The organism is Catenulispora sp. MAP12-49 (assembly GCF_041262705.1).
Classification (GTDB): domain Bacteria; phylum Actinomycetota; class Actinomycetes; order Streptomycetales; family Catenulisporaceae; genus Catenulispora.
Window position 1 is genome coordinate 166783 of sequence record NZ_JBGCCP010000003.1, and the last position, 19920, is coordinate 186702.

Sequence of the window (19920 nt, forward strand, 5' to 3'; positions counted from 1 at the left end):
CGGACCTTATCCCCTGACGCCGCTGGCCGTAGACTTCCGAGTCATGCGTATGACGTTGACGGTGGTGGATCCTGTCCAGGGCTCCTGGATGGACGCACTGCTGGACGCGGACGGGGAGTCATCGATCCCACAGGTCGCGGACCAGTTGGGTCGGATGCTGGGGACGCAGGGATCGAACCCGGGGTCGCCACCCCTCCTGTTCGTGGACGGCAATCTCGTGGACCAACGCCACTCTTTGGCCTCCTCGCCTCTGCGCGAGGGCTCAGTGGTCTCACTCCACAATCCTTCGGGCTGTCTGCCCGCCGAGCCGTACGGCACGGTCGAGGTCCGGGTCGCCGGCGGACCGGACGCCGGTGGCGTGCACCGAATAAACCCCGGTTACGCCGACATCGGACGGTCGCGGCGTAACCGTGTGAAGATCGACGACCCGGGCATATCAGACTTCGCGCTGCGGGTCAGCCTGGATGTCCGAGGTGTGATCCGCGTGGCCCCGTACGAGGGCGTGGCCGCGACCCTGGAGAAGCAGCCACTGGTCGGGGAGGCCGAGTGGAAGCCGGGGATGCAGGTCGTGATCGGCACGACGATCCTCGAGGTCGGCTACTACACGCCGCCGGACGCCGCGCTGACCCCCTCCGAGGACGGCGCGTTCCTGGACTACAACCGGCCGCCGCGCATCCTGCCGCCGGAGCGCCAGACCAAGTTCAAGCTGCCCAGCCCGGTCCGGGACGAGCACAAGCGGCCGTTCCCGATCGTGATGCTGGTCCTGCCGGTGATGGGCGCGGTCCTCATGGCCGTGATGATGGGGCGCCCGCAGTATCTGATGATGGCGGCGATGTCGCCGCTGATGATGATGGGCAACTACTGGCAGGAGAAGAAGACCGGCAAGACCACCTACGCCCAGCAGGTCGCCGACTACGAGGCGAAGAAGGCGCGCATCGAGCAGGACGCCCGCGACGCGCTGTCGCTGGAGCGCAACGCCCGGCGGCAGGAGAGCCCGGACCCGGCGACGCTGCTGGACATCGGCATCGGCCCGCGCCAGCGGCTGTGGGAGCGGCGCCGGCGCGACAACGACCACCTGCTGCTCCGGGTCGGCACCCTGGACCAGGACTCCGAGGTCGTGCTGGAGGACCCCGAGCAGGACGAGCACCGGCGCAACGTCGCCTGGACCGTCCCGGAGGCCCCGGTGGTCATCCCGTTCAAGGAGCGCGGCGTGATCGGCGTCGCCGGCCCGGCCGGCACCCCGCGCGCCCTGGCCCGCTGGCTGGTGGCCCAGACCGCGGCCCTGTCCAGCCCGGACGACGTGCAGTTCGTGCTGCTCACCGACTCCCACGCCCAGCAGGACTGGGAGTGGATGCGCTGGCTGCCGCACCTGCGGCCCGGCTCCGGCCAGAACGCCAGCGCCCTGATCGGCACCGACGCCGAGACCGTGGCGCAGCGCATCGCCGAGCTGTCCCAGCAGCTGAGCTTCCGCATGAAGGAGCACGCCGCCAGCGGCGGCGAGAACCTCACGTTCAAGGACCCCGACATCGTGGTGATCCTGGACGGCTCGCGCCGGCTGCGCTCCATGCCCGGCATGATCCAGGTCCTGCAGCAGGGCCCGATGGTCGGCATCCGCTCCATCTGCCTGGACGGCGAGGACCGCTTCCTGCCCGGCGAGTGCCAGGCCATCGTGGTCGTGGAGCCGCAGGGCCTGCGGGTGCAGCAGGTCGGCAGCGACATGCTGCGCGGCGTGCGCCCCGACGCGGTGTCCCCGGTGTGGTGCCAGCGCCTGGTGCGCGGCCTGGCCGCGGTGCGCGACGTCTCCGGCAACGAGGAGGCCAGCGGCATCCCGAACTCGGCGCGCCTGCTGGACGTGCTGGGCCTGGAGCCGCCGACCAGCCAGGCCATCGCCGCGCGCTGGACCATGGGCGGCGAGACCACGATGGCGATGCTGGGCGAGTCCTTCGACGGCCCGTTCGGCATCGACATCCGCCGCGACGGCCCGCACGGCCTGATCGCCGGTACCACCGGCGCCGGCAAGTCCGAGCTGCTGCAGACGATCGTGGCCTCGCTGGCGGTGGCCAACAAGCCGACCGCGATGACGTTCGTGCTGGTGGATTACAAGGGCGGTTCGGCGTTCAAGGACTGTGTCCAGCTGCCGCACACCGTCGGCATGGTCACCGACCTGGACAACCACCTGGTGGAGCGGGCCCTGGAGTCGTTGGGCGCGGAGCTGAAGCGGCGGGAGCACATCCTGGCCGAGGCCGGCGCCAAGGACATCGAGGACTACGGCGACATCAGGAAGAAGAACACGCACCTGTCGCCGATGCCGCGGCTGCTGATCGTGATCGACGAGTTCGCCTCGATGGTCCGCGAGCTGCCGGACTTCGTGACCGGTCTGGTCAACATCGCCCAGCGAGGCCGTTCGCTGGGCATCCACCTGCTGCTGGCCACGCAGCGACCCTCCGGTGTGGTCTCGCCGGAGATCCGGGCCAACACCAACCTGCGGATCGCGCTGCGCGTCACCGACGGCAACGAGTCCACGGACGTCATCGACGACCCCTCGGCCGGCTTCATCTCCAAGTCGACGCCCGGCCGCGCCTACGTGCGGCTCGGTGCCAACTCGCTGGTGCCGTTCCAGGCCGGACGCGTCGGCGGGCGGCGCCCCGGCGCCAACGTGGTGTCGCAGTCCTCGGTGTGGAGCACCCGGCTGGACTGGCCGGGGCTGGCGGCCGCGCCGCCGAAGAAGCCCGAGGGCCCCAAGGTCGAGGACGACGCGGAGATCACCGACCTGAAGGTGCTGGTCGACGCGATCCGCGAGGCGAACGCCGCGATGCAGATCCCGCCGCAGCACTCGCCGTGGCTGCCGGCTCTGCAGGACACGGTGCTGCTGTCGGACGTGCCCCCGGTGCGCCGGCACGGCGGCCACGACCTGGCGCCGATCCCGTGGGGCATCGACGACCTGCCGTCGCTGCAGGCGCGGCGCGCGGCGGTGCTGGACTTCGCCTCCCTGGGCCACACGCTCATCGCCGGCGCGCCCCGCTCGGGCCGCTCGCAGCTGCTGCGCACGATGGCCGGCGCGATCGCGCTCACCCAGTCCACGGCCGACGTCCACATCTACGGCATCGACTGCGGCTCCGGCGCCCTGCTCCCGCTGACCGCGCTGCCGCACTGCGGCGCGGTGGTGCAGCGGCAGCAGTCCGAGCGCGCCACCCGGCTGATCAACCGCCTGATGCAGGAGATCAGCGACCGCCAGGAGAAGCTGGCCTCGCAGGGCTACGCCAGCATCATCGAGCAGCGCATGTCGGTGCCGGCGGACCAGAAGCTGCCGCACATCGTGGTGTTCCTGGACCGCTGGGACGGCTTCCTGGGCTCGCTCGGCGAGATCGACGGCGGGGTGCTGACCGACCAGATCATGAAGATCATGCGCGAGGGCCAGGGCGCCGGCGTGCACGTCATCATGACCGGCGACCGCCTGGTGCTCTCCGGCCGCATCGCCTCGCTGACCGAGGACAAGATGTCCTTCCGGCTCCCGGACAAGTCCGACTTCGGACTGATCGGCCTGCACCCGCGCAAGATCCCGGACGAGATCGCCGCCGGCCGCGCCTTCCGCTCGGAGTCCGGCCTGGAGACCCAGGTCGCGCTGCTCACGCCGGACGGCTCCGGCCAGGCGCAGGCCGCGGCCCTGGCGGCGATCGCCGAGCAGGCCCGGGCCCGCGACGCGCAGATCCCGCGCGCCCGCCGGCCGTTCCGGGTGGACGTCCTGCCCAACCGCATCACCCTGGCCGAGGCCTGGGAGCTGCGCGACGAGGCCTCGCAGGGCCGGCCGCTGTGGGCCCTGGCCGGCGTCGGCGGCGACGAGCTGATCGGGGCCGGCCCCGACCTCGGCGACGGCGTCCCGGCGTTCCTGATCGCCGGTCCCCCCAAGTCCGGCCGCTCCACGATGCTGGTGATGATGGCCCGCACCCTGGTGGTCCAGGGCTCGCAGGTGATCCTGGTGGCCCCGCGCAACTCGCCGCTGCGCAAGATGGCCGGCGAGCGCGGCGTCCTGGCCGTCTTCGAGAGCTCCGACCTCGGCGAGGAGGAGCTGCGCTCGGCCCTGGACGCCGCCGGCGGCCACCCGGTCTGCGTCCTGATCGACGACGCGGAGATGCTCAAGGAGGCCCCGGCCGGCAGCGTCCTGCGCGACCTGATCAGCCAGGGCGGCGACCGCGGCCAGGCCCTGGTCATCGCGGGCAGCGCGGAGGACCTGAACACCGGCTTCAGCGGCTGGCACGTCGACGCCCGTCGCGGCCGCCGCGGCGCGCTGCTCTCGCCGCAGTCGCCGATGGACGGCGACCTGATCGGGGTGCGGGTCAGCCGCGGCCAGGTCGGCGGCCAGATCCAGGCCGGGCGCGCGCTGCTGCACCTCGGCGACGGCGAGGTGCGGACGGTTCAGGTGCCCGCGGAGTGAGGCGGGGTTGATGGTGGTTCGCTGAAAGTGGTCCGCTGACGGCGGCCGGGGCTGGGGCCTCGGCCGCCGTCAGCGTCTTCGGCGTCTTCGGCGTTCTCGTTGGGATGCGGTTTCTCACCACCGCCGCGTCATGCGCAGGCCGGATGGCCCCAGCGTCCGCTGTCGAGCTTGGTGATCTTCTCGCCGGCGTCGTAGCCCTGGCCGCAGGAGCAGGTGCCCGCGAACTTGGCCTGGATGGTGAAGGCCTTCTTCGGCTTCGAGTCGCCGTTGCTCTTGCTGCTGCTGCCGCTGTTGGACCTGCTACCGCCACCGCCACCGCCACTGCCGCCGCTGCTCGCCCGGCCGCTTCCGGCGGGCCGGTCCGGCGTTCCCGGCACCTGCGAGGCGTCCGTCCCGGCCAGCGGCTGCTGGCTGACGGCGGAGGCGCTCGCGGCGCGGTCGGCGAGGTCGTTGTACGGATCGCCGTTCACCTGGTGCGCGGCGACGTGCACGAACACGACGTCCCGGCTGCCCAGCAGGGCGTCGATCTCCCGGATCAGATCGGCGTTGGCCACCGGCTTCTTCCCGGCGGTCATCCACCCGTTCTTCTTCCAGGCGGGCAGCCACTTGGTCACGGCGTTGATCGTGTACTGCGAATCCAGCCGAGCCTCCACCCGGGCCCCGGCCCCCACCTCCACCAGCAGCTCCCGCAAAGCGGTCAGCTCGGCGATGTTGTTGGTCGCGTGCCCCAAAGGCCCCGACCGCCACCGCAGAACAGCCCCCTCCGCATCAGCCAGGACCCACGCCCACGCCGACGGACCGGGGTTCCCTTTGGTGGCGCCGTCACAGGCGGCGATGAGGCGATTCTGGGTGCTGGACATCCGTCAATGGTGGCAGACGCTGAAACGGACTGGGGCAACCCCCGCTCGGTTGGGTACCATGGCGGCGGATCAGATCGGCACGCCGGTCATCCGGTCCAGCCGCTGTGGCGCAATTGGCAGCGCACCTGTCTTGTAAACAGGCGGTTAGGGGTTCGAGTCCCCTCAGCGGCTCTTCGGTACGGCTCCCCTGGGCACAGCCATCACTGCTGGTCAGCCCACACCGTCGCGTGGATCCGCACATAGGGAAAGTCCGTCGCATCCCGTCCCTGCCCGATGATCAGCACCGCCGCGTACTGGTCCCCGGGGTTCCGCGCGCTGTGCGCCACACGGACGCAGTACACGTCTCCCGGCACCGCCGTCACATGCGTCATGTTCTGCGCCAGTATCAGCGGCGCGCACGCGCGGGGGCTCGGCGCCGCCGTCGCGGTCCAGCGCGCGGCTCCGAGGCGGGCGAAGAAGGTGCCGTCGAACGAGGCGGTGATGTCGGGGGTGCCGGACTGGTCCGGGCTGGGTGGGACGGTGGTCAGGGTGTACCCGAGCGAGCCGACCTGGACGTCGCCGGCCCACTGTGCCGCCGGCGCCGGGGGTGTGCTGCGGAGGGTCACGGGGGCCGCGCTGGTGGACGCCGGGGGAGGCGTGGGGCTGGGCGTCGGCGTCGGGTCGCGGGGGTCCTGGGGGCCCTGGGGATCTTGGGGGCCCTGGGGGCCGGCCACGGTCGTGGTCACCGCCGAGGCGGGGTCGCCCTCGGGGTCGCGGCACACCAGGGTGGTCATGCCGGCGACCGCGACGAGCAGGGCCGCGATGCCGGTGACGGCCACGCCGACGGTCTTGGCGTGCCTGGTGAAGCGGCCGCGGTGCCGGCCGTCGCCGGTCGCACCGCCGCCCGACTCGCTCGTCACGTCCACCCCTGCGACTGAAAGCTCTGATTTCTCGTAAGGCTAGCCTTCGCGCAGCCGGTCGAACAGGTGTCGGAACCCCTAACGGGCATCGCGGGCGGGACGTCCTCCGGAGGGCGTCGGCTCAGCGTCGCGGTGGGTTGGGCTGCACCGGCCGCGCGGGTGGCGGCGGCAGGGGTCCCGGGGGCGGATCCTTCGGCGGACGCTGCGGGTTCGTCGCCAAGCGGGCCCCGATGCGGGCCAGCGGCAGGAAGTCCCACGCCGCCGCTCCCGGCTCGGTGCGCACCGTGAGGAACACCTCGAACCCCTCCGGCACCCGCGACCGGTCCCCGTCCCGCAGTGGCGCCGGTTCGGTCCACGCCGCGTTCACGAACCGCACCGGCCGGTGCCCGAAGTACTTGCGCGCCCGCGAGCAGTCGGTCCCCAGGATCGAGCGCCCCAGGCACGCGGCGCACAGCAGCAGGCCGCTGTCGGGGTCGCGCCCGACCGCGTTCCCCTCGCAGCCGCAGGAATGCTGACACCGTCGCATGGTCCCTCCCGGAGTCGGCAGCGCCCCGAGCGTAAGCCCGCCCGGGCGACGTGATCAGCACTTTCGCGACAGAGATCACTCGGACGAGTGGCTCCGGACCAGAACGTCCGGCGTTCGGCGGGGCTTTCGGGAGAGTCGGCATCGTCGCAGGTCAAGTGCCTGTCGCCGGGCCAGGCGCGACTGAAGTCGCAGCCACCCCCCAGCCTCGAGTCGTACGCGGCCCGCCCGGATCACCGCCAGGTGACTACCCCGGGACAAGCCCGTCGGCCGACGACCGGGACCCCTGCCGGTTCTTACCGTTTTCTTGGGCCCGGAAGGCCCGCCCGCCCGCACCAGCAGCACCCACACGAAGCAGCACCCACACCAACCAGCAGCACCCACACCACGTTTTCCGGAGGGGTTTTCCATGTCCGCCACCACCCGAGCGTTCCGAGAAGGCCCAGCGGCCGCCGAGAGCGGCTACGCCGTCCTGGCCCGCGACCTCGTCAAGACCTACGGTTCCGGCGCCACCGCGGTCCGCGCGCTGGCCGGCGTCACCGTCGGCTTCGGCCAGGGGGAGTTCACCGCGATCATGGGTCCGTCCGGGTCCGGCAAGTCCACGCTGATGCACTGCCTGGCCGGCCTGGACACCGCCTCGGCCGGCTCGGTGCAGATCGGCGGGGTGGAGCTGACCAAGCTGAACGACAAGGCCCTGACGCTGCTGCGCCGCCGCCGGATCGGCTTCATCTTCCAGTCCTTCAACCTGCTGCCCACGCTCACCGCCGAGCAGAACATCCTGCTGCCGCTGGACCTGGCCGGCCTGAAGCCGCCGAAGCAGTGGTGGGACCAGGTGATCGAGGTCCTGGACCTGGGCGGGCGGCTCAAGCACCGGCCCGGCGAGCTCTCCGGCGGCCAGCAGCAGCGCGTGGCCTGCGCGCGGGCGCTGATGAGCCGGCCGGAGGTGGTGTTCGCCGACGAGCCGACCGGGAACCTGGACTCCCGGTCCGGCGCCGAGGTGCTGGCGTTCCTGCGGATGAGCGTGCGCGAGCTGGGCCAGACCGTCGTGATGGTCACCCACGACACCACCGCGGCCTGCGCGGCCGACCGTGTGGTGTTCCTGGCCGACGGCGTGATGCGCGGCGACCTGCTGTCCCCGACTCCGGACTCGGTGACCGCGCAGCTGCGCATGATCCGGCCGGACCGCGTCGCGGCCGGGGAGTGAGACCGCGATGTTGAAGACGGCTCTGGCCAACCTGCGGGCCCACAAAGCCCGCATGCTCCTGTCCTCCATCACCGTGCTGCTCGGCGTCGGCTTCGTCGCCGGCACGCTGATCTTCACCGACTCCATCAAGCAGTCCTTCTTCGACAGCTTCGCCCGGCAGGCCGAGAACGTCGACGCCGCCGTCACCCCGGCCGGCGGCCTGCAGGTGTCCAGCATCGCGAACCAGCAGGACAAGAAGACTGTCGATCCGGCGGCCCTGGATGCGATCCGGCACCTGCCGGACGTGGCTTCGGCCGAGGGCCGGGTCCTGGGCCCGGCGCCGGTGCTGGACAAGACCGGCAAGCTGGTCAAGGAGAACGGGGGCACCGGGGTCGGCGTCTCCTTCCCGACCGACGCCAAGCTCGGCTACTTCGACTTCGCCTCCGGCCACGCCCCGGCCGCCGCGGGCGAGATCGCCATGGACAAGTCCACGGCCGACGACAAGCACTTCGCCGTCGGCGACCAGGTGACCGTGATCGACCACGGCGACCAGCGGGAGAGCTTCCGCCTGGTCGGCGTCTTCGACACCAGCACCGACAAGACCTACGCCGGGGAATCGGTCGTCGGCTTCGACACCGCCACCGCGCTGCGGGTCACCGGCAGCGCCGGGTACGACCAGATCGCCGTGCGCGCCAACGCCGGGGTGAGCCAGGACCATCTCGTCACCGAACTCAAGGACCTGCCGGTCCTGGACGGCAGCGGCGACACCTTCTACACCGGCGCGCAGCTCCAGACCGAACTGGCCAGCAAAGCCACCGGATACACCAGCGGCTTCGGCACGTTTCTGCTCGTCTTCGCCATTATCGCAGCACTGGTGTCGGCACTCGTGATCCAGAACACCTTCCAGATCCTGGTCGCGCAACGGGCCCGCGAACTGGCCCTGCTGCGTTGTGTCGGGGCCACCCGCCGCCAGGTGTTCGGCAGCACCCTGATCGAGGCCTTCGTCTTCGGGGCATTGGCGTCCACCGCGGGCTTCTTCGCCGGCATCGGGCTGTCCAAGGGTCTGTCCGCGCTGCTCAACGTGGCCGGGCTGAACATGCCGACGGACCACCTGGTGATCAACCCGAGCGCCGCGGTGTACTCGATCAGCCTGGGCCTGCTGCTCACCGTGGGCTCGGCGGTCCTGCCGGCCCGCGCCGCCACCCGCGTGGCGCCGGTGCAGGCACTGTCGGCGCAGCTCGGGGAGACCCGGGTGACGCGCAAGGCCGGCCGGGTCCGCGTCACCATCGGCCTGCTGATCGCCGCCGCCGGCATCGCCATCGGCTCCCTGGGGATGCAGAACCAGAACCGCAGCACCGGATTCATGGTCCTGACCGTCGGCGCCATGGTGACCTTCGTCGGCGTGCTGGCCCTGGGCCCGGTGATCGCCTCGCCGGTGATCCGGTTCCTGGGCTGGCTGCCCGGCAAGGTCTTCGGCCCGACGGCCCGGCTGGCCACGGCCAACGCCGGCCGCAACCCGCGCCGGGTCGCCGCCACCACCGCCGCGCTCACCATCGGCATCACGCTGGTGACGATGTTCACCGTGGTCACCGCCTCCATCAAGGCCTCGGCCACGGACTCCATCAAGCAGCACTTCCCGTTCGACTACCAGGTGGTCGCCGACCAGGACCGCGCGGTCCCGGCCGACGCCGTCGCCAAGCTCAAGGCCCTGCCGCAACTGGGCACGGTGGCCGCCGAGTACGACGGCAAGATCACCATCAACGGCCAGTCCGAGCACACCGGCGCGATCGACGCCGCCGGCTACGGCAAGCTGATCAACCCGATCATGAAGCAGGGTTCGATCGGCGACGTGGTCCCGGGCACCGTGGGCTTGCAGGAGAACCAGCTCAAGTCCCTGAACACGGCCGTCGGGCAGACGGTCTCGGCGATCGCGGCCGACGGTAGCGCCGTGAAGCTGAAGGTCGTCGCCACCTACGAGGACAGCGGGATCGGCATGCCGGACGCGGCGGTCTCGGTGCCCGACTTCCAGCGGCTGCTCCCGTCCAAGGGCCCGGACACAGTCAGCATGCTGGCCAGGCCCGGCGTCTCGCTGGCGGCGTCCCGGGCCGCGATCGAGGCCGCGGTGGACAGCGACCCGCTGCTGACCGTGAACAGCGTCGCGGACTACAAGAACCAGCTGAACAGCAGCCTGAACCAGATCCTCGCGATGTTCACCGCGATGCTGGGGCTGGCGATCCTGATCGCCCTGATCGGCATCGCCAACACCCTGTCGCTGTCGGTGTTGGAGCGCACTCGCGAGAGCGCGCTGCTGCGGGCGCTGGGCCTGACCCGGCAGCAGCTGCGCCGGATGCTGATGGTCGAGGCGATGCTGATGGCGGTGCTGGGCGTCTCGCTCGGGATCGTGATGGGCGGCGGCTTCGGCTGGGCCCTGGTGCACCTGGTGGCCAAGGCCACCGGGGTCGGCAGCCTGGCGATCCCTTACACGCAGCTGCTGATCTACGTCGTGGCGGGCGCACTGGCCGGGGTCCTGGCCGCGGTGGTGCCGGCCCGCCGGGCGGCACGGCAGACGGTCGCCAGCGCGATCACGGAGGCCTGAGAGGGGAGCCGCCCGGCTGGGGGGACAGCGGGGACGGGGAAACGGGGATGAGAGAAGGGCGGCCCGGCGCACACAGCGCCGGGCCGCCCTTCGTCCACTGGTCTTGCCGGCCCTACCGGTCTTGCCGATCCTGCCGATCCTGCTCGTCCTACTGCAGGTAGCCCTCGACCTCGCCGACCGCGCGGGCCCGGGCGTCCCCCGGGTTGCCGCCGGTCTCCTGCTTGGCCCGCCGCTGCCGCAGCAGGTCCCAGCACTGGTCCAGCTCGTTCTCCGTGCTCTTGAGCGCGGTCAGGTCCTCGTCGGTGGGGTTCGGGTGCGACCGCAGCCGATGCTCCTCGGCGACCAGCTCTTTGATGCGCGCGCCGATCCCGGCGTCGTTGGTGGTGTCAGCCATGGGACAACCGTATGCCGCCGCGCGGTGCGGCGCAGTTTTTGCCAGAGCGCGGGCGGGCTACAGCCCGATCAGCCGCTTCAGCCGACGGAATGGCGCGCGCAACCACAGCGCCCGCTCGGTACGCCGTGCGCCGCCGGTCCGGGGCAGGACCGCGATCATGGTCTGGAGGGCTTCGGTGGCGTTGTCGTCGTTCTGCGCCGCCGGCGCGTCCACGATCGCCGCGAAGTGCCGGTCCAGACGGTCGGCCACGGCCTGGTTCCCCAGGTTCAGCGGCGGCACCCCGACGCGCCGCGGCGGAGTCATCGGACCCGCCGTCGAACTGCTCGTCTGAGACATCGCCACCCTTAGAAGGTAGCGCATCGCGACCCACGCGGCACAGAGGTTCGGTGTTCCGTTATCCCGTTGTGCCCAGTGCTGAATGTCACACCGGATCAGGACCCTGTCTGAGCAGGGCCCGATCCGTCACCCACCGCAGGGTTCTGTTAAAGGCCGGGCGGGAAGTCGTACGAGGCGGGCACCTGAGGGGTCTGAGCCTTGTCGCCGACCCAGACCGCGATCTCGTCGTGGGCCTTGAGCACGTACTGCGCCGGGTCCCCGGTGATCTCCTTGCCGTTCACGAAGACGTGCAGGACCTCGTCCCCGCCGATCGCGACCGGGCCGGCCTGGGTGCTGCTCAGCGGCTGGCCCCACTCGGTGAAGAACTGGCCGAGCTTGAACGGGACGTCCTTGCCGGACTCGATGTGCATCACGCCGCTGGTGTCGTGGGTGTGCAGCGCGGTGATCGTCTGCGCGTTCTCGTCGATGCCGACGTACTGCGGCACGGTGACCGGCTTGCCGTCGACGATCACGTCGAGGTGCGCGTGGTAGTGGACCTGCAGCATCTCGCTGCCGAGCATCGGCAGGCCGGCCTTCAGGGCGGTCGAGGCCTGGTCCGGGTTCCGGGCCCAGCCGGCGGCCGACGACGGCGCCCCGCTGCTGGTGCTCGGCGCCGCGGCCGTGGTCGGCGCGCCCGCGGCCGCCCCGGTGGACGCCCCGCTGGAGCCGTTCGACGAGCAGGCGGTCATGACCAGGGCCGTCACCGTCGCCGCGAGGCCTATCGCGGCACGCTTGGGGATACTCATGCTGCCCAACCCTACCCAGCGGGGAGGCTTTCTCAGTTCGAATTCAAACAATTCGCCCCGTGAGGATCCTCACCCGGCTGAGCGGGAACTTCTCGGCGATACCGGGTTGGAGGAAAAAAGGGGAAAACAGCGTAAAGCGGGCGGCGCATCAGCACCGCCCGCCTCATGGATCCCACCGACACCATTTAGTAGAGGTCGGGTCCTTCGCCGCCGTTCCCACCGAACCCGCCGAACCCGTCGAAACCGTCGGCCTCTTCGTCCCCGCCGGCCTCGGAATCCGCACCGTCCCCGGCGGTCACGACCGCGCCGACCAGCACCGGCAGCGCCGCCGTCACGTCCGCCGCGACCGGCACCTGCACCCGCACCACCGGCCCGCCGCCGACCCGGGCGAAACCGCGTCCCGGGGGAAGCACCGCGGGCCCGCCGATCTCCAGCGTGCCGCCGAACAGCGCGGTGGAGGCTCCGGGCGGCAGCTGCCCGAGCCCGACCCGGGCGTGCGCCTGGTTGCGCACCGTGGCCCGCAGCTCGGAGACCCGCTCGGCCCGGCAGGACACAACCACGGTCACGCCGGTGGTCCGGCCGGCCCGCATCAGGCCCGCCAGCTGGTCCTGCGGATCGGCCAGGCCGGCCCGGCCGGCCGCCTCGCCGAGGGCGGCCAGTTCGTCCACGAACAGCCACAGCGGCTTGGCCAGCTCGGTCATCAGCGTGTCCTCGGTGTCCCCGAGCTCGCGCAGCCGCTCGGCCCGGCGCGTGGACTCCGCGCAGACCCAGTCCAGCAGGTCCATCGCGGCGGCCGGCTGGGACTCCACGCGCAGCACGCCGTCGCGGCCGGTGAAGGCGTCGAAGTGCCCGGTGTGCTCGGCGTCGATCGCGGTCACCAGGTGGCCGTGGCCCAGGGCCTGGGCGGCCAGCGAGCGCAGCAGGTTCGACTTGCCGCTGCCCAGGACGCCCGCGACCAGCAGGTGCGGCTCGGCGGCGAAGCGGCCGTGCCGCCAGACCACCGGCGCCAGCTCCACCACCGGCACCTCGCCGCCGGGCTCGGCGCTCAGCTGCACCGGGATCAGGCGCGCGGTCGAGGTGGGGTCGGTGAAGCCGAGCACGTACTCGATCTCGGCGACCTTCCAGGGCTGCGCCGGGATCCCGATCGGCAGCGGCGGCAGGATCCGCACGGAGAGCTTGTTGCCCTCCTCGTCCCAGTCGTACAGGTACTCGTTGGACTGGCCGATCTTGCCCTCCAGGGCCCGCTCGACCTTGGCCCGGGAGTCGGCTTCGCCGTCCTTGAAGAAGGGGGAGTACTGGAGTTTGAGCGCGACCAGCCGGTCGCCCTCGTCGAACTCCCATTCGGTGAAGCCGTCGCGGTAGCCGCCGCCGGGCTTGAAGCGCTCGTCCGGGTCGTGGGTGTCCATCAGGTAGGGGACCAGGCCGTTGTACGCCGACTGCAGCCGCGCGACGTGCGCCTCGCTCTCCGGGTCCTTGCCCGGGTCGGGCCGGTCCCGGCCCAGGTAGGTGGCCGCCGCCGCCCAGACCGCGATCAGCAGCAGGATGCCGTACGGCTGGAAGCCCACGGCCACCGCGCACACGGCGAAGACGAAGACCACCAGGTCCCGCCACTCCTTGTGCTTCTCGTGCCCGCCGGCCTCGGTCCAGTACGTCTTGGCGTCCGCGGCCATGTGCTTGGTCCCCCGGGCCAGCACGACCGCGGGGTGTCCGATGTCCAGCGCCCGCGCCTTGGCCCGCTTGGAAGCGTGCCGGGTGGTGTTCGTATAACGGCCGACGGCTTCCGTGACCGGATGATCACGGAAGCCGCGGACCAGGCGCTGGATGGGGTTCTCCGACCCCACCGATCCCGCCATGTGTTTTCGACCCCTTATCTGGCTACCTGGCTACCTGACTCTTCGACACCGGTTCAGCTCTCGTGCGCCTGCCTAGAAGTGCAGGTTGCTGATGAAGCTGGCGATGGAGGCGCCGCTCTGCTTGATGTTCGGGGCGATCGAGGTGGACGCCAGGTAGAACCCGAGCAGCGCGCACACGATCATGTGCGAGACCTTGAGCCCGTCCTTGCGGAACAGGATGAAGGTGATGATTCCCAGCAGCAGTACACCGGATACCGAGAAGACCATGACAGCGACTCCTTCGCCTGCGAGTGCCCGGCGTTTTTCGGTCGCCGTGCGTGAATCTCTACCTAGTGGTGCGGTCGGCTATGGAGAGTGGCCGTCGCCCGGCTCGGCGGGGCCATTCGTTCCCGAAGGGAGATGAAAACCAGATTCAGCTGAAGCTCACACTTGGATTCTCGCCCAGCGGGTTCGGCTTTTATAGCTGGAAAGCGGTCCGGGGCGGTGTAGATTCACCCGAGCGGCGCATCTGCCTCGGCGTATGCGGAACGCGAGTACGAACGCGTGGGACCGGTGGGAACCCCGAGGTGAACGGGGTCTGATTCGCGGCGCCGAGCGGCGCCCGGCAGGCCGGTCGGTGGCAAGACCGGCTCAAGGAGTTGAGGGATTCCAGTCGGGAATCCCGATCCGCCGATTATCGGGGCGGCTGTGCCATTGCCGCTTCCGGGTGCGGACAGCGCGTGTTGAATTACATACTTTGAAGTACGGGTACTGCTTATCCCTGGAGCGCCAGGACCCACTCGCCCCGCTTCATGACCCCGCGGACTTCCAGCTCGTCGTCGAGCACGACCAGGTCCGCGAACTTCCCGGCCGCCAGGGAGCCGATCTCGTGGTCCAGGCCCAGGGCGCGCGCGGGGGTCAGCGCGGCCGACACCGCGGCTTCGTGGATCGGCAGACCCAGCTCGCGCACCGCGCGGCGGAAGGCGACGTCCATGGTCAGGGTGCTGCCGGCGATCGAGCCGCCCCCGGACAGCCGGGCCACGCCCTCGGCCACCTCCACCTCCAGCGCGCCGAGCCGGTACATGCCGTCGGGCTGGCCGGCCGCGGCCATGGCGTCGGTGATCAGGGCCACGCGGTGCGCGCCGACGGCGTTGAAGACCATTCCTATGACCGCCGGGTGCACGTGGATGCCGTCGTTGACGAGCTCGACGATCACCGACTCGTCCTCCAGCGCGGCCACCACCGGGCCCGGCTCGCGGTGGTGGACCCCGGGCATCGCGTTGAACAGGTGGGTCGCCACCCGGGCGCCGGTGGAGAAGGCCTCCTCGGTGACGTCGTAGCCGCCGTCGGTGTGCCCGACCGCGGCGATCACGCCGGAGTTCGCCAGCAGCGCGGTGGCCTCGATGCCGAAGTCCAGCTCGGGGGCCAGCGTCACCATCTTCACCGTGCCGCGCCCGGCGGCCAGCAGCGGCCGCAGCAGCGCCGGGTCGGGCGCGCGCAGCAGGGCCGGGTCGTGGGCGCCGCAGCGGGCCTTGGAGATGAACGGGCCCTCCAGGTGCAGCCCGGCCAGCAGGCCGTCCTCGACCAGGCCGGCCAGGTCGGACAGGTAGCGCTGCAGCAGGTCCAGCTCGGTGGAGACCGTCGAGGCCATGATCGTGGTGGTGCCGTGCGCGCGGTGGAACGCCGCGGCGCGCACCGCCTGCTCGACGTCGCCGGAGCTGAAGGCCGCGCCCCCGCCGCCGTGGACGTGCATGTCGACGAAACCGGGCAGCACGTAGCGCCCGGCCAGGTCTATGGATTCCTCGTGGGGGTCCGTGGCGGACGCTTGCGGAAGCGAGCCCTCCGGGCCCACCTCGGCGATCCGGTGGCCGTCCAGGCGCAGCCAGCCGGCTCGCACACCGTCGGGCAGGACGATCCGGGCGTTCGTCAGCAGTGTCATCGCACCTACACGTGTTGATTGGTATAGACCTGTACCTGGACGGACCAACGGTACGCCATGGGGCCCGTTCCCGTCTGTGTGGGTGCCCGGCCGTACTCTGTCCTGCATGAACACCAGCGAGCCCGGGGGCGGATTGACAGACCGGGACCGCGCGATCCTGGCCTTCGAGAAGCAGTGGTGGCGCAACGCCGGGAGCAAGGAGCAGGCGATCCGGGAGCGGTTCCAGATCTCTGCGACCCGCTACTACCAGCTGCTCAACGCGCTCCTGGACGACGAGGCGGCCCTGGCCCTGGAGCCGGAGGTGGTCAAGCGCCTGCGGCGGCTGCGCGCCGCGCGCCAGCGCGCCAGGTCCGGACGGGTGAAACGGGTGGCCGACATCGGGCCGGACCCCGACCGGGAGCCCCCGCCCGTGTCTAATGAGGGGCATGATCGGGACCGAGCCGCCTGACCGGGAGCCCGCCGAGGTCGCCGGGCCGGAATCCCGCGACGACCATCTGGTGTACCGGGACCGGCTCGGCGCGGTGAGCGAGGCGCGGCCGATGAGCCGGCCCGGGCTGATCGCCGCGGTGGTCGCGGTGTGCGGCACCGGCCTGCTGGCCGGGCTCGGGCTGTTCGGGGGCACGACGCCCACATCGCGCCCGCCGGCGCCCGTGCCCGTCGTGATGAAGGCCGCGGACACTCTGGGCCCGCCCGCCGACCGACCGGTCCACGAGCGGCCGGGGCACCGGCTGCACCCGCGCCACCTGCCGCGACAAGTCCCGCACAGCCACTGGACGCATAAGGGGAGTGCCGGATCCGGCGCCCCACACGGCGCCGGCCGGCACTCCCCGGTCCGGGAGAGGATCAAGCGTTCTGCGCGTCCGGCCACTGAGCGGCCCGCAGGGCCTTCTGGGACGCCGCGTACAGCACCGAGACCGACATCAGCAGCGACAGGCCCAGCAGCGTCGCGGTAGGCGAGAACCACTGCAGCGCGGCGCTGGACACCAGCATCCCGGCCGGCATCCCGACCAGCAGGAACATCTCGAGCGCGGCGGCGGTGCGGCCGCGCTGCTCGTCCGGCACCGCCTGCAGGATCAGGACGTTGACCATCACCACGGCCGACGGGATGACGGCGCCGCCGAGGGCCAGGCACGCGGCGTCCGCGAGCGGCGAGGTGAACAGCGTCATGCCGAAGTCGGTGAGCGCGAAGACCAGGCAGGCCAGGATCAGCAGCCAGCCCGGACGCAGCAGCTTGTGCAGCGGCTTGACCAGCGCGGTACCGCCCAGCCCGCCCAGCGCCATGCCGGCGACCACCAGGCCGGTGGTGCCGGAGGCGGCGTGGTTCTGCTGCATGCGGACCACCAGGCTCAGGAAGACCGGGTAGCCGGCGGTGTTCACCAGGCACAGCGCGAGGGTGGTCGCGCGCATCACCGGGTCGCGCACGATGGTCTTCAGACCGAGGAGCGCGCCGCCGCCGCCGTGTGAGGACTCGGGGCTGTCGGCGGCTTCGCGCTGCCCGGTGCTCTCGGTGTTCTCGGTGTTCCCGGACATCTCAGCGTTCTCAGCGTGCTCGGCGGCCGACACCACCGACTTCGGCAGCTTGAGCAGCACGACGGTGAGCAGCGAGACCAGCCCGGCGATTGTGGCGAACACGAACGGCAGCGCCCGCGAGATCCCGAACATCGCCCCGCCCAGCGGCGGACCCGCCAGCTCGCACCCCTGCTGCCGCACCTGCTCGGCGGTGAGCGCGGCCGGGATCTGCTCCGGCGCCACCACCTGCCGCAGCAGCAGCGTCCGCGCGCCGGCGAAGGGCTGGATCGCGCCGAGCGCGGCGGCGGTGAGCAGCAGGTGCCAGAACGTCAGGGCGCCGAGGAAGTAGGCCAGGGCCACCGAACCGGCGGCGGCCGCCCGCACCGACTCCGACAGCAGGAGCATCCGGCGGCGGTCCTTGCGGTCCATGAGCTGCCCGACCGGCAGCGTCGCCAGCACCGAGGCGATCAGCTGCACCGTGGCGAACAGGCCGGCCTTCAGCGGCGAGCCGGTCAGCGCCAGGATCACCAGCGGGTAGGCGATGTCGGCGGTGCTCAGGCCGAGCAGGGCCGAGACCGCGCCGCCCCACAGGAGGTTGAAGTTGCGGTTGCGGCGGAGCGGGACCGGCTGGGCGGCGGCCTCGGTGCCGGCGGCCGACTCGGGCTCGGCCAGTCCGATCTCGGCCACCTCGGCCACCTCGGCCTGCCCGACCTGCCCGTAGTGCTCCGGCACCGCTTCCATCGCCGTGTCCCCACTCGCCTCGAGCGTCGTTGCGGTCATCGTGAACCCTCCCTGATCCATGAACGTTCGCGTCAGCGCGACCATTCACCCCATCCACATCATTCACGCTTGAGTGAATGATGACGCATCCGTGAGCGTGTGGCAAGATGGGGGCCATGGGCAGCGAGAACACCCCCTCCGACCTAGCCGGGGCGCTCCAGGCCGCGCGCGGCGCGATCCAGGACGCCACCGCCGAGGTGCGGGGCGCACTCCAGGAGGCGCGCCAGGAGATCGCCGGGGCGCACGAGCAGGTGGCACTGATCCAGGAAGTGGTGCGCACCGTCACGGACGTCGACACCATCAAGGCGCTGGCCGACTCCACGCGCCTGGCGATCCTGCGGGCGCTGAACCGCGACCGGGTGCCGAAGTCGGCCAAGGAGCTGGCCGAGGAGCTCGAGCAGCCGCAGACCAAGCTCTACCGGCACCTGAAGGTGCTGCTGGAGGCCGGTCTGATCGAGGCGGCCGAGACCCGGGTGGTGTCCGGCATCGTGGAGACCAAGTACCGGTCGGCGCAGGGCTCGGTCACCATCGACCCGACCGGGCATCCGGACGAGACCCGCGAGGCCATGGGCCGGATCATCGACGAGAACCTGACCGACTACCGCAAGCGCTTCCTGCGGCACATGTACGCCGAGGGGATCCCCGCCGACACCGAGCAGGCCAAGAGCAGCGGCATGCTCATGTTCCTGTCCTCCACCCTGGCGCCCGACGTCGCCGCGGACTTCCAGAATCGCCTGGAGGCGCTGGTCAAGGAGTTCGACGGTCTCCCGCGCGACCCCGACGGCGTCCGGGTCGAGGGCCTGGTCTCCTGGTTCACGCCCAAGCGCCGGGGGGAGTCGGACGACCGCCGCCCCGGATCAGAGTCCGCATAGGGGGCCGCTCCACGACCGTCACATCGGTCGAGCGCGGGGCGAAGCCCTCGGCCTCGCGGTGGAACTGGGTCATCAGCGTGTGCGGGCGGGCGTCGTCCCCGCCGGGCACTATCCGGCCCTCGCGCTGCAGCCGCTCCCAGGCGACCTGCATGATCTCGCTGGCCATCCGGCCCAGGCCCGCGTCGTCCTGGTGGTGGTGCAGCCGCACGCCCACGTCCACCTGGGCCATGCCGTCCAGCCCGACCAGCGCCAGGGTGTCGATCAGCATCGCGGTCTCCACGCCGTAGCCGGTCGGGAACGGCAGCCGCTCCAACAGCGAGCGGCGCGCCGCGTACTCGCCGCCCAGCGGCTGCACGAACCCGGCCAGCAGCGGCCAGTGCAGGTTCAGGATCGGCCGCGCGACCAGCTCGGTGACCCGGCCGCCGCCGGCCGGCAGGACCGCGGAGCCGGCCACCAGCGGCCGGTCGTACATCGCCTTGACCAGGTGGATGGGGTCGCCCTCGGTGCACAGCAGCGGCCCGAGCACGCCGGTGACCACGGTGGAGGAGAAGGACTTCAGATCGGCGTCGACGAAGCACACCAGGTCGCCGGTGGTGGCGGCGAGCGAGCGCCACAGCACCTCGCCCTTGCCGCGGACCGACGGGATGCCCGGCAGGATCTCGTCGCGGTGCAGCACCTTCGCCCCGGCCGCCGCCGCGTTCTCCGCGGTCCGGTCGATCGAGCCGGAGTCCACCACGAGCAGCTCGTCCACCAGCGGCGCGTCCTCCACGAGGTCCTCGCGGACGGCGGTGACGATCGCGCCGACCGTCTCCTCCTCGTCGAGGGCGGGCAGGACCACGCTGATCCGGGCGCCGGTCGCCGCCTTCGCGGCGAGCAGCCGCTCCAGCGGCCAGTCCGACGCCTGCGAGGAGCGCACGGCAAGCCACCGCTCCACCTCTTCCAGCACCGGGCACTCCACTCTGAAATCGGTATCGGCGACC

At 71.4% G+C, this 19920-nt stretch carries 16 protein-coding genes and 1 tRNA gene; 6 read left to right on the top strand and 11 right to left on the bottom strand.

The annotated features are described in order from the left end of the window. Positions 1-43: 43 nt before the first annotated feature. A complete protein-coding gene (locus tag ABIA35_RS07925; protein WP_370357484.1) occupies positions 44-4432 on the top strand; it encodes an FtsK/SpoIIIE domain-containing protein in 4389 nt (1462 codons plus the stop codon). Between the two features lie 128 nt (positions 4433-4560). Here the strand turns inward: ABIA35_RS07925 and ABIA35_RS07930 are convergent, their stop codons facing one another. Further along, positions 4561-5292, bottom strand: coding sequence for a ribonuclease H (locus tag ABIA35_RS07930; protein WP_370357485.1), 732 nt, complete (start codon positions 5290-5292; stop codon positions 4561-4563). A 98-nt stretch (positions 5293-5390) separates the two neighbouring features. Here ABIA35_RS07930 and ABIA35_RS07935 point away from each other — a divergent pair. After that, positions 5391-5463: transfer RNA gene (locus ABIA35_RS07935), tRNA-Thr, on the top strand. A gap of 29 nt (positions 5464-5492) precedes the next feature. Here the strand turns inward: ABIA35_RS07935 and ABIA35_RS07940 are convergent. Continuing rightward, entirely contained in the window at positions 5493-6191 is a 699-nt protein-coding gene (locus tag ABIA35_RS07940) for a hypothetical protein (protein ID WP_370357486.1), read from the bottom strand. A gap of 121 nt (positions 6192-6312) precedes the next feature. Continuing rightward, positions 6313-6717, bottom strand: coding sequence for a hypothetical protein (locus ABIA35_RS07945; protein WP_370335394.1), 405 nt, complete (start codon positions 6715-6717; stop codon positions 6313-6315). A gap of 406 nt (positions 6718-7123) precedes the next feature. On the opposite strand from ABIA35_RS07945, the gene ABIA35_RS07950 reads away from it, so the two are divergent. Together ABIA35_RS07950 and ABIA35_RS07955 are read left to right on the top strand one after the other, a co-directional pair. Continuing rightward, entirely contained in the window at positions 7124-7918 is a 795-nt protein-coding gene (locus ABIA35_RS07950) for an ABC transporter ATP-binding protein (protein ID WP_370357487.1), read from the top strand. A gap of 7 nt (positions 7919-7925) precedes the next feature. After that, positions 7926-10493, top strand: a complete 2568-nt coding sequence (locus tag ABIA35_RS07955; RefSeq protein ID WP_370357488.1) for an ABC transporter permease — start codon at positions 7926-7928, stop codon at positions 10491-10493. A 148-nt stretch (positions 10494-10641) separates the two neighbouring features. Here the strand turns inward: ABIA35_RS07955 and ABIA35_RS07960 are convergent, their stop codons facing one another. The 6 genes from ABIA35_RS07960 to nagA form a co-directional block, all read right to left on the bottom strand. Next, entirely contained in the window at positions 10642-10887 is a 246-nt protein-coding gene (locus ABIA35_RS07960; protein ID WP_370335388.1) for a DUF2630 family protein, read from the bottom strand. 57 nt (positions 10888-10944) lie between these two features. Then, a complete protein-coding gene (locus tag ABIA35_RS07965) occupies positions 10945-11190 on the bottom strand; it encodes a hypothetical protein (protein WP_370335386.1) in 246 nt (81 codons plus the stop codon). Positions 11191-11369: 179 nt separating this feature from the next. Further along, complete coding sequence (locus ABIA35_RS07970) at positions 11370-12008, bottom strand: hypothetical protein (protein ID WP_370335384.1); 639 nt, start codon at positions 12006-12008, stop codon at positions 11370-11372. A gap of 185 nt (positions 12009-12193) precedes the next feature. Then, complete coding sequence (locus ABIA35_RS07975) at positions 12194-13861, bottom strand: ATP-binding protein (RefSeq protein WP_370335382.1); 1668 nt, start codon at positions 13859-13861, stop codon at positions 12194-12196. A gap of 72 nt (positions 13862-13933) precedes the next feature. Further along, complete coding sequence (locus ABIA35_RS07980) at positions 13934-14128, bottom strand: hypothetical protein (RefSeq protein WP_015796679.1); 195 nt, start codon at positions 14126-14128, stop codon at positions 13934-13936. Between the two features lie 487 nt (positions 14129-14615). Beyond that, on the bottom strand, positions 14616-15779 hold the full coding sequence (nagA, locus tag ABIA35_RS07985; protein ID WP_370357489.1) for an N-acetylglucosamine-6-phosphate deacetylase: 1164 nt from the start codon (positions 15777-15779) through the stop codon (positions 14616-14618). 106 nt (positions 15780-15885) lie between these two features. On the opposite strand from nagA, the gene ABIA35_RS07990 reads away from it, so the two are divergent. Beyond that, entirely contained in the window at positions 15886-16227 is a 342-nt protein-coding gene (locus ABIA35_RS07990) for a DUF3263 domain-containing protein (RefSeq protein WP_370335378.1), read from the top strand. A 395-nt stretch (positions 16228-16622) separates the two neighbouring features. Here ABIA35_RS07990 and ABIA35_RS07995 read toward each other — a convergent pair whose 3' ends face one another. Further along, the gene (locus tag ABIA35_RS07995) at positions 16623-18068 is read right to left on the bottom strand and encodes an MFS transporter (RefSeq protein WP_370357490.1); all 1446 of its coding nucleotides are present in this window, start codon (positions 18066-18068) and stop codon (positions 16623-16625) included. Between the two features lie 116 nt (positions 18069-18184). Here ABIA35_RS07995 and ABIA35_RS08000 point away from each other — a divergent pair, with 116 nt between their 5' ends. Then, on the top strand, positions 18185-18940 hold the full coding sequence (locus tag ABIA35_RS08000) for an ArsR/SmtB family transcription factor (protein ID WP_370335374.1): 756 nt from the start codon (positions 18185-18187) through the stop codon (positions 18938-18940). Here ABIA35_RS08000 and ABIA35_RS08005 read toward each other — a convergent pair. Next, positions 18882-19886 (bottom strand): glucosyl-3-phosphoglycerate synthase, encoded by a 1005-nt coding sequence (locus tag ABIA35_RS08005; protein ID WP_370335372.1) that lies wholly within the window; start codon positions 19884-19886, stop codon positions 18882-18884. The genes ABIA35_RS08000 and ABIA35_RS08005 overlap by 59 nt on opposite strands. Positions 19887-19920 lie beyond the last annotated feature (34 nt).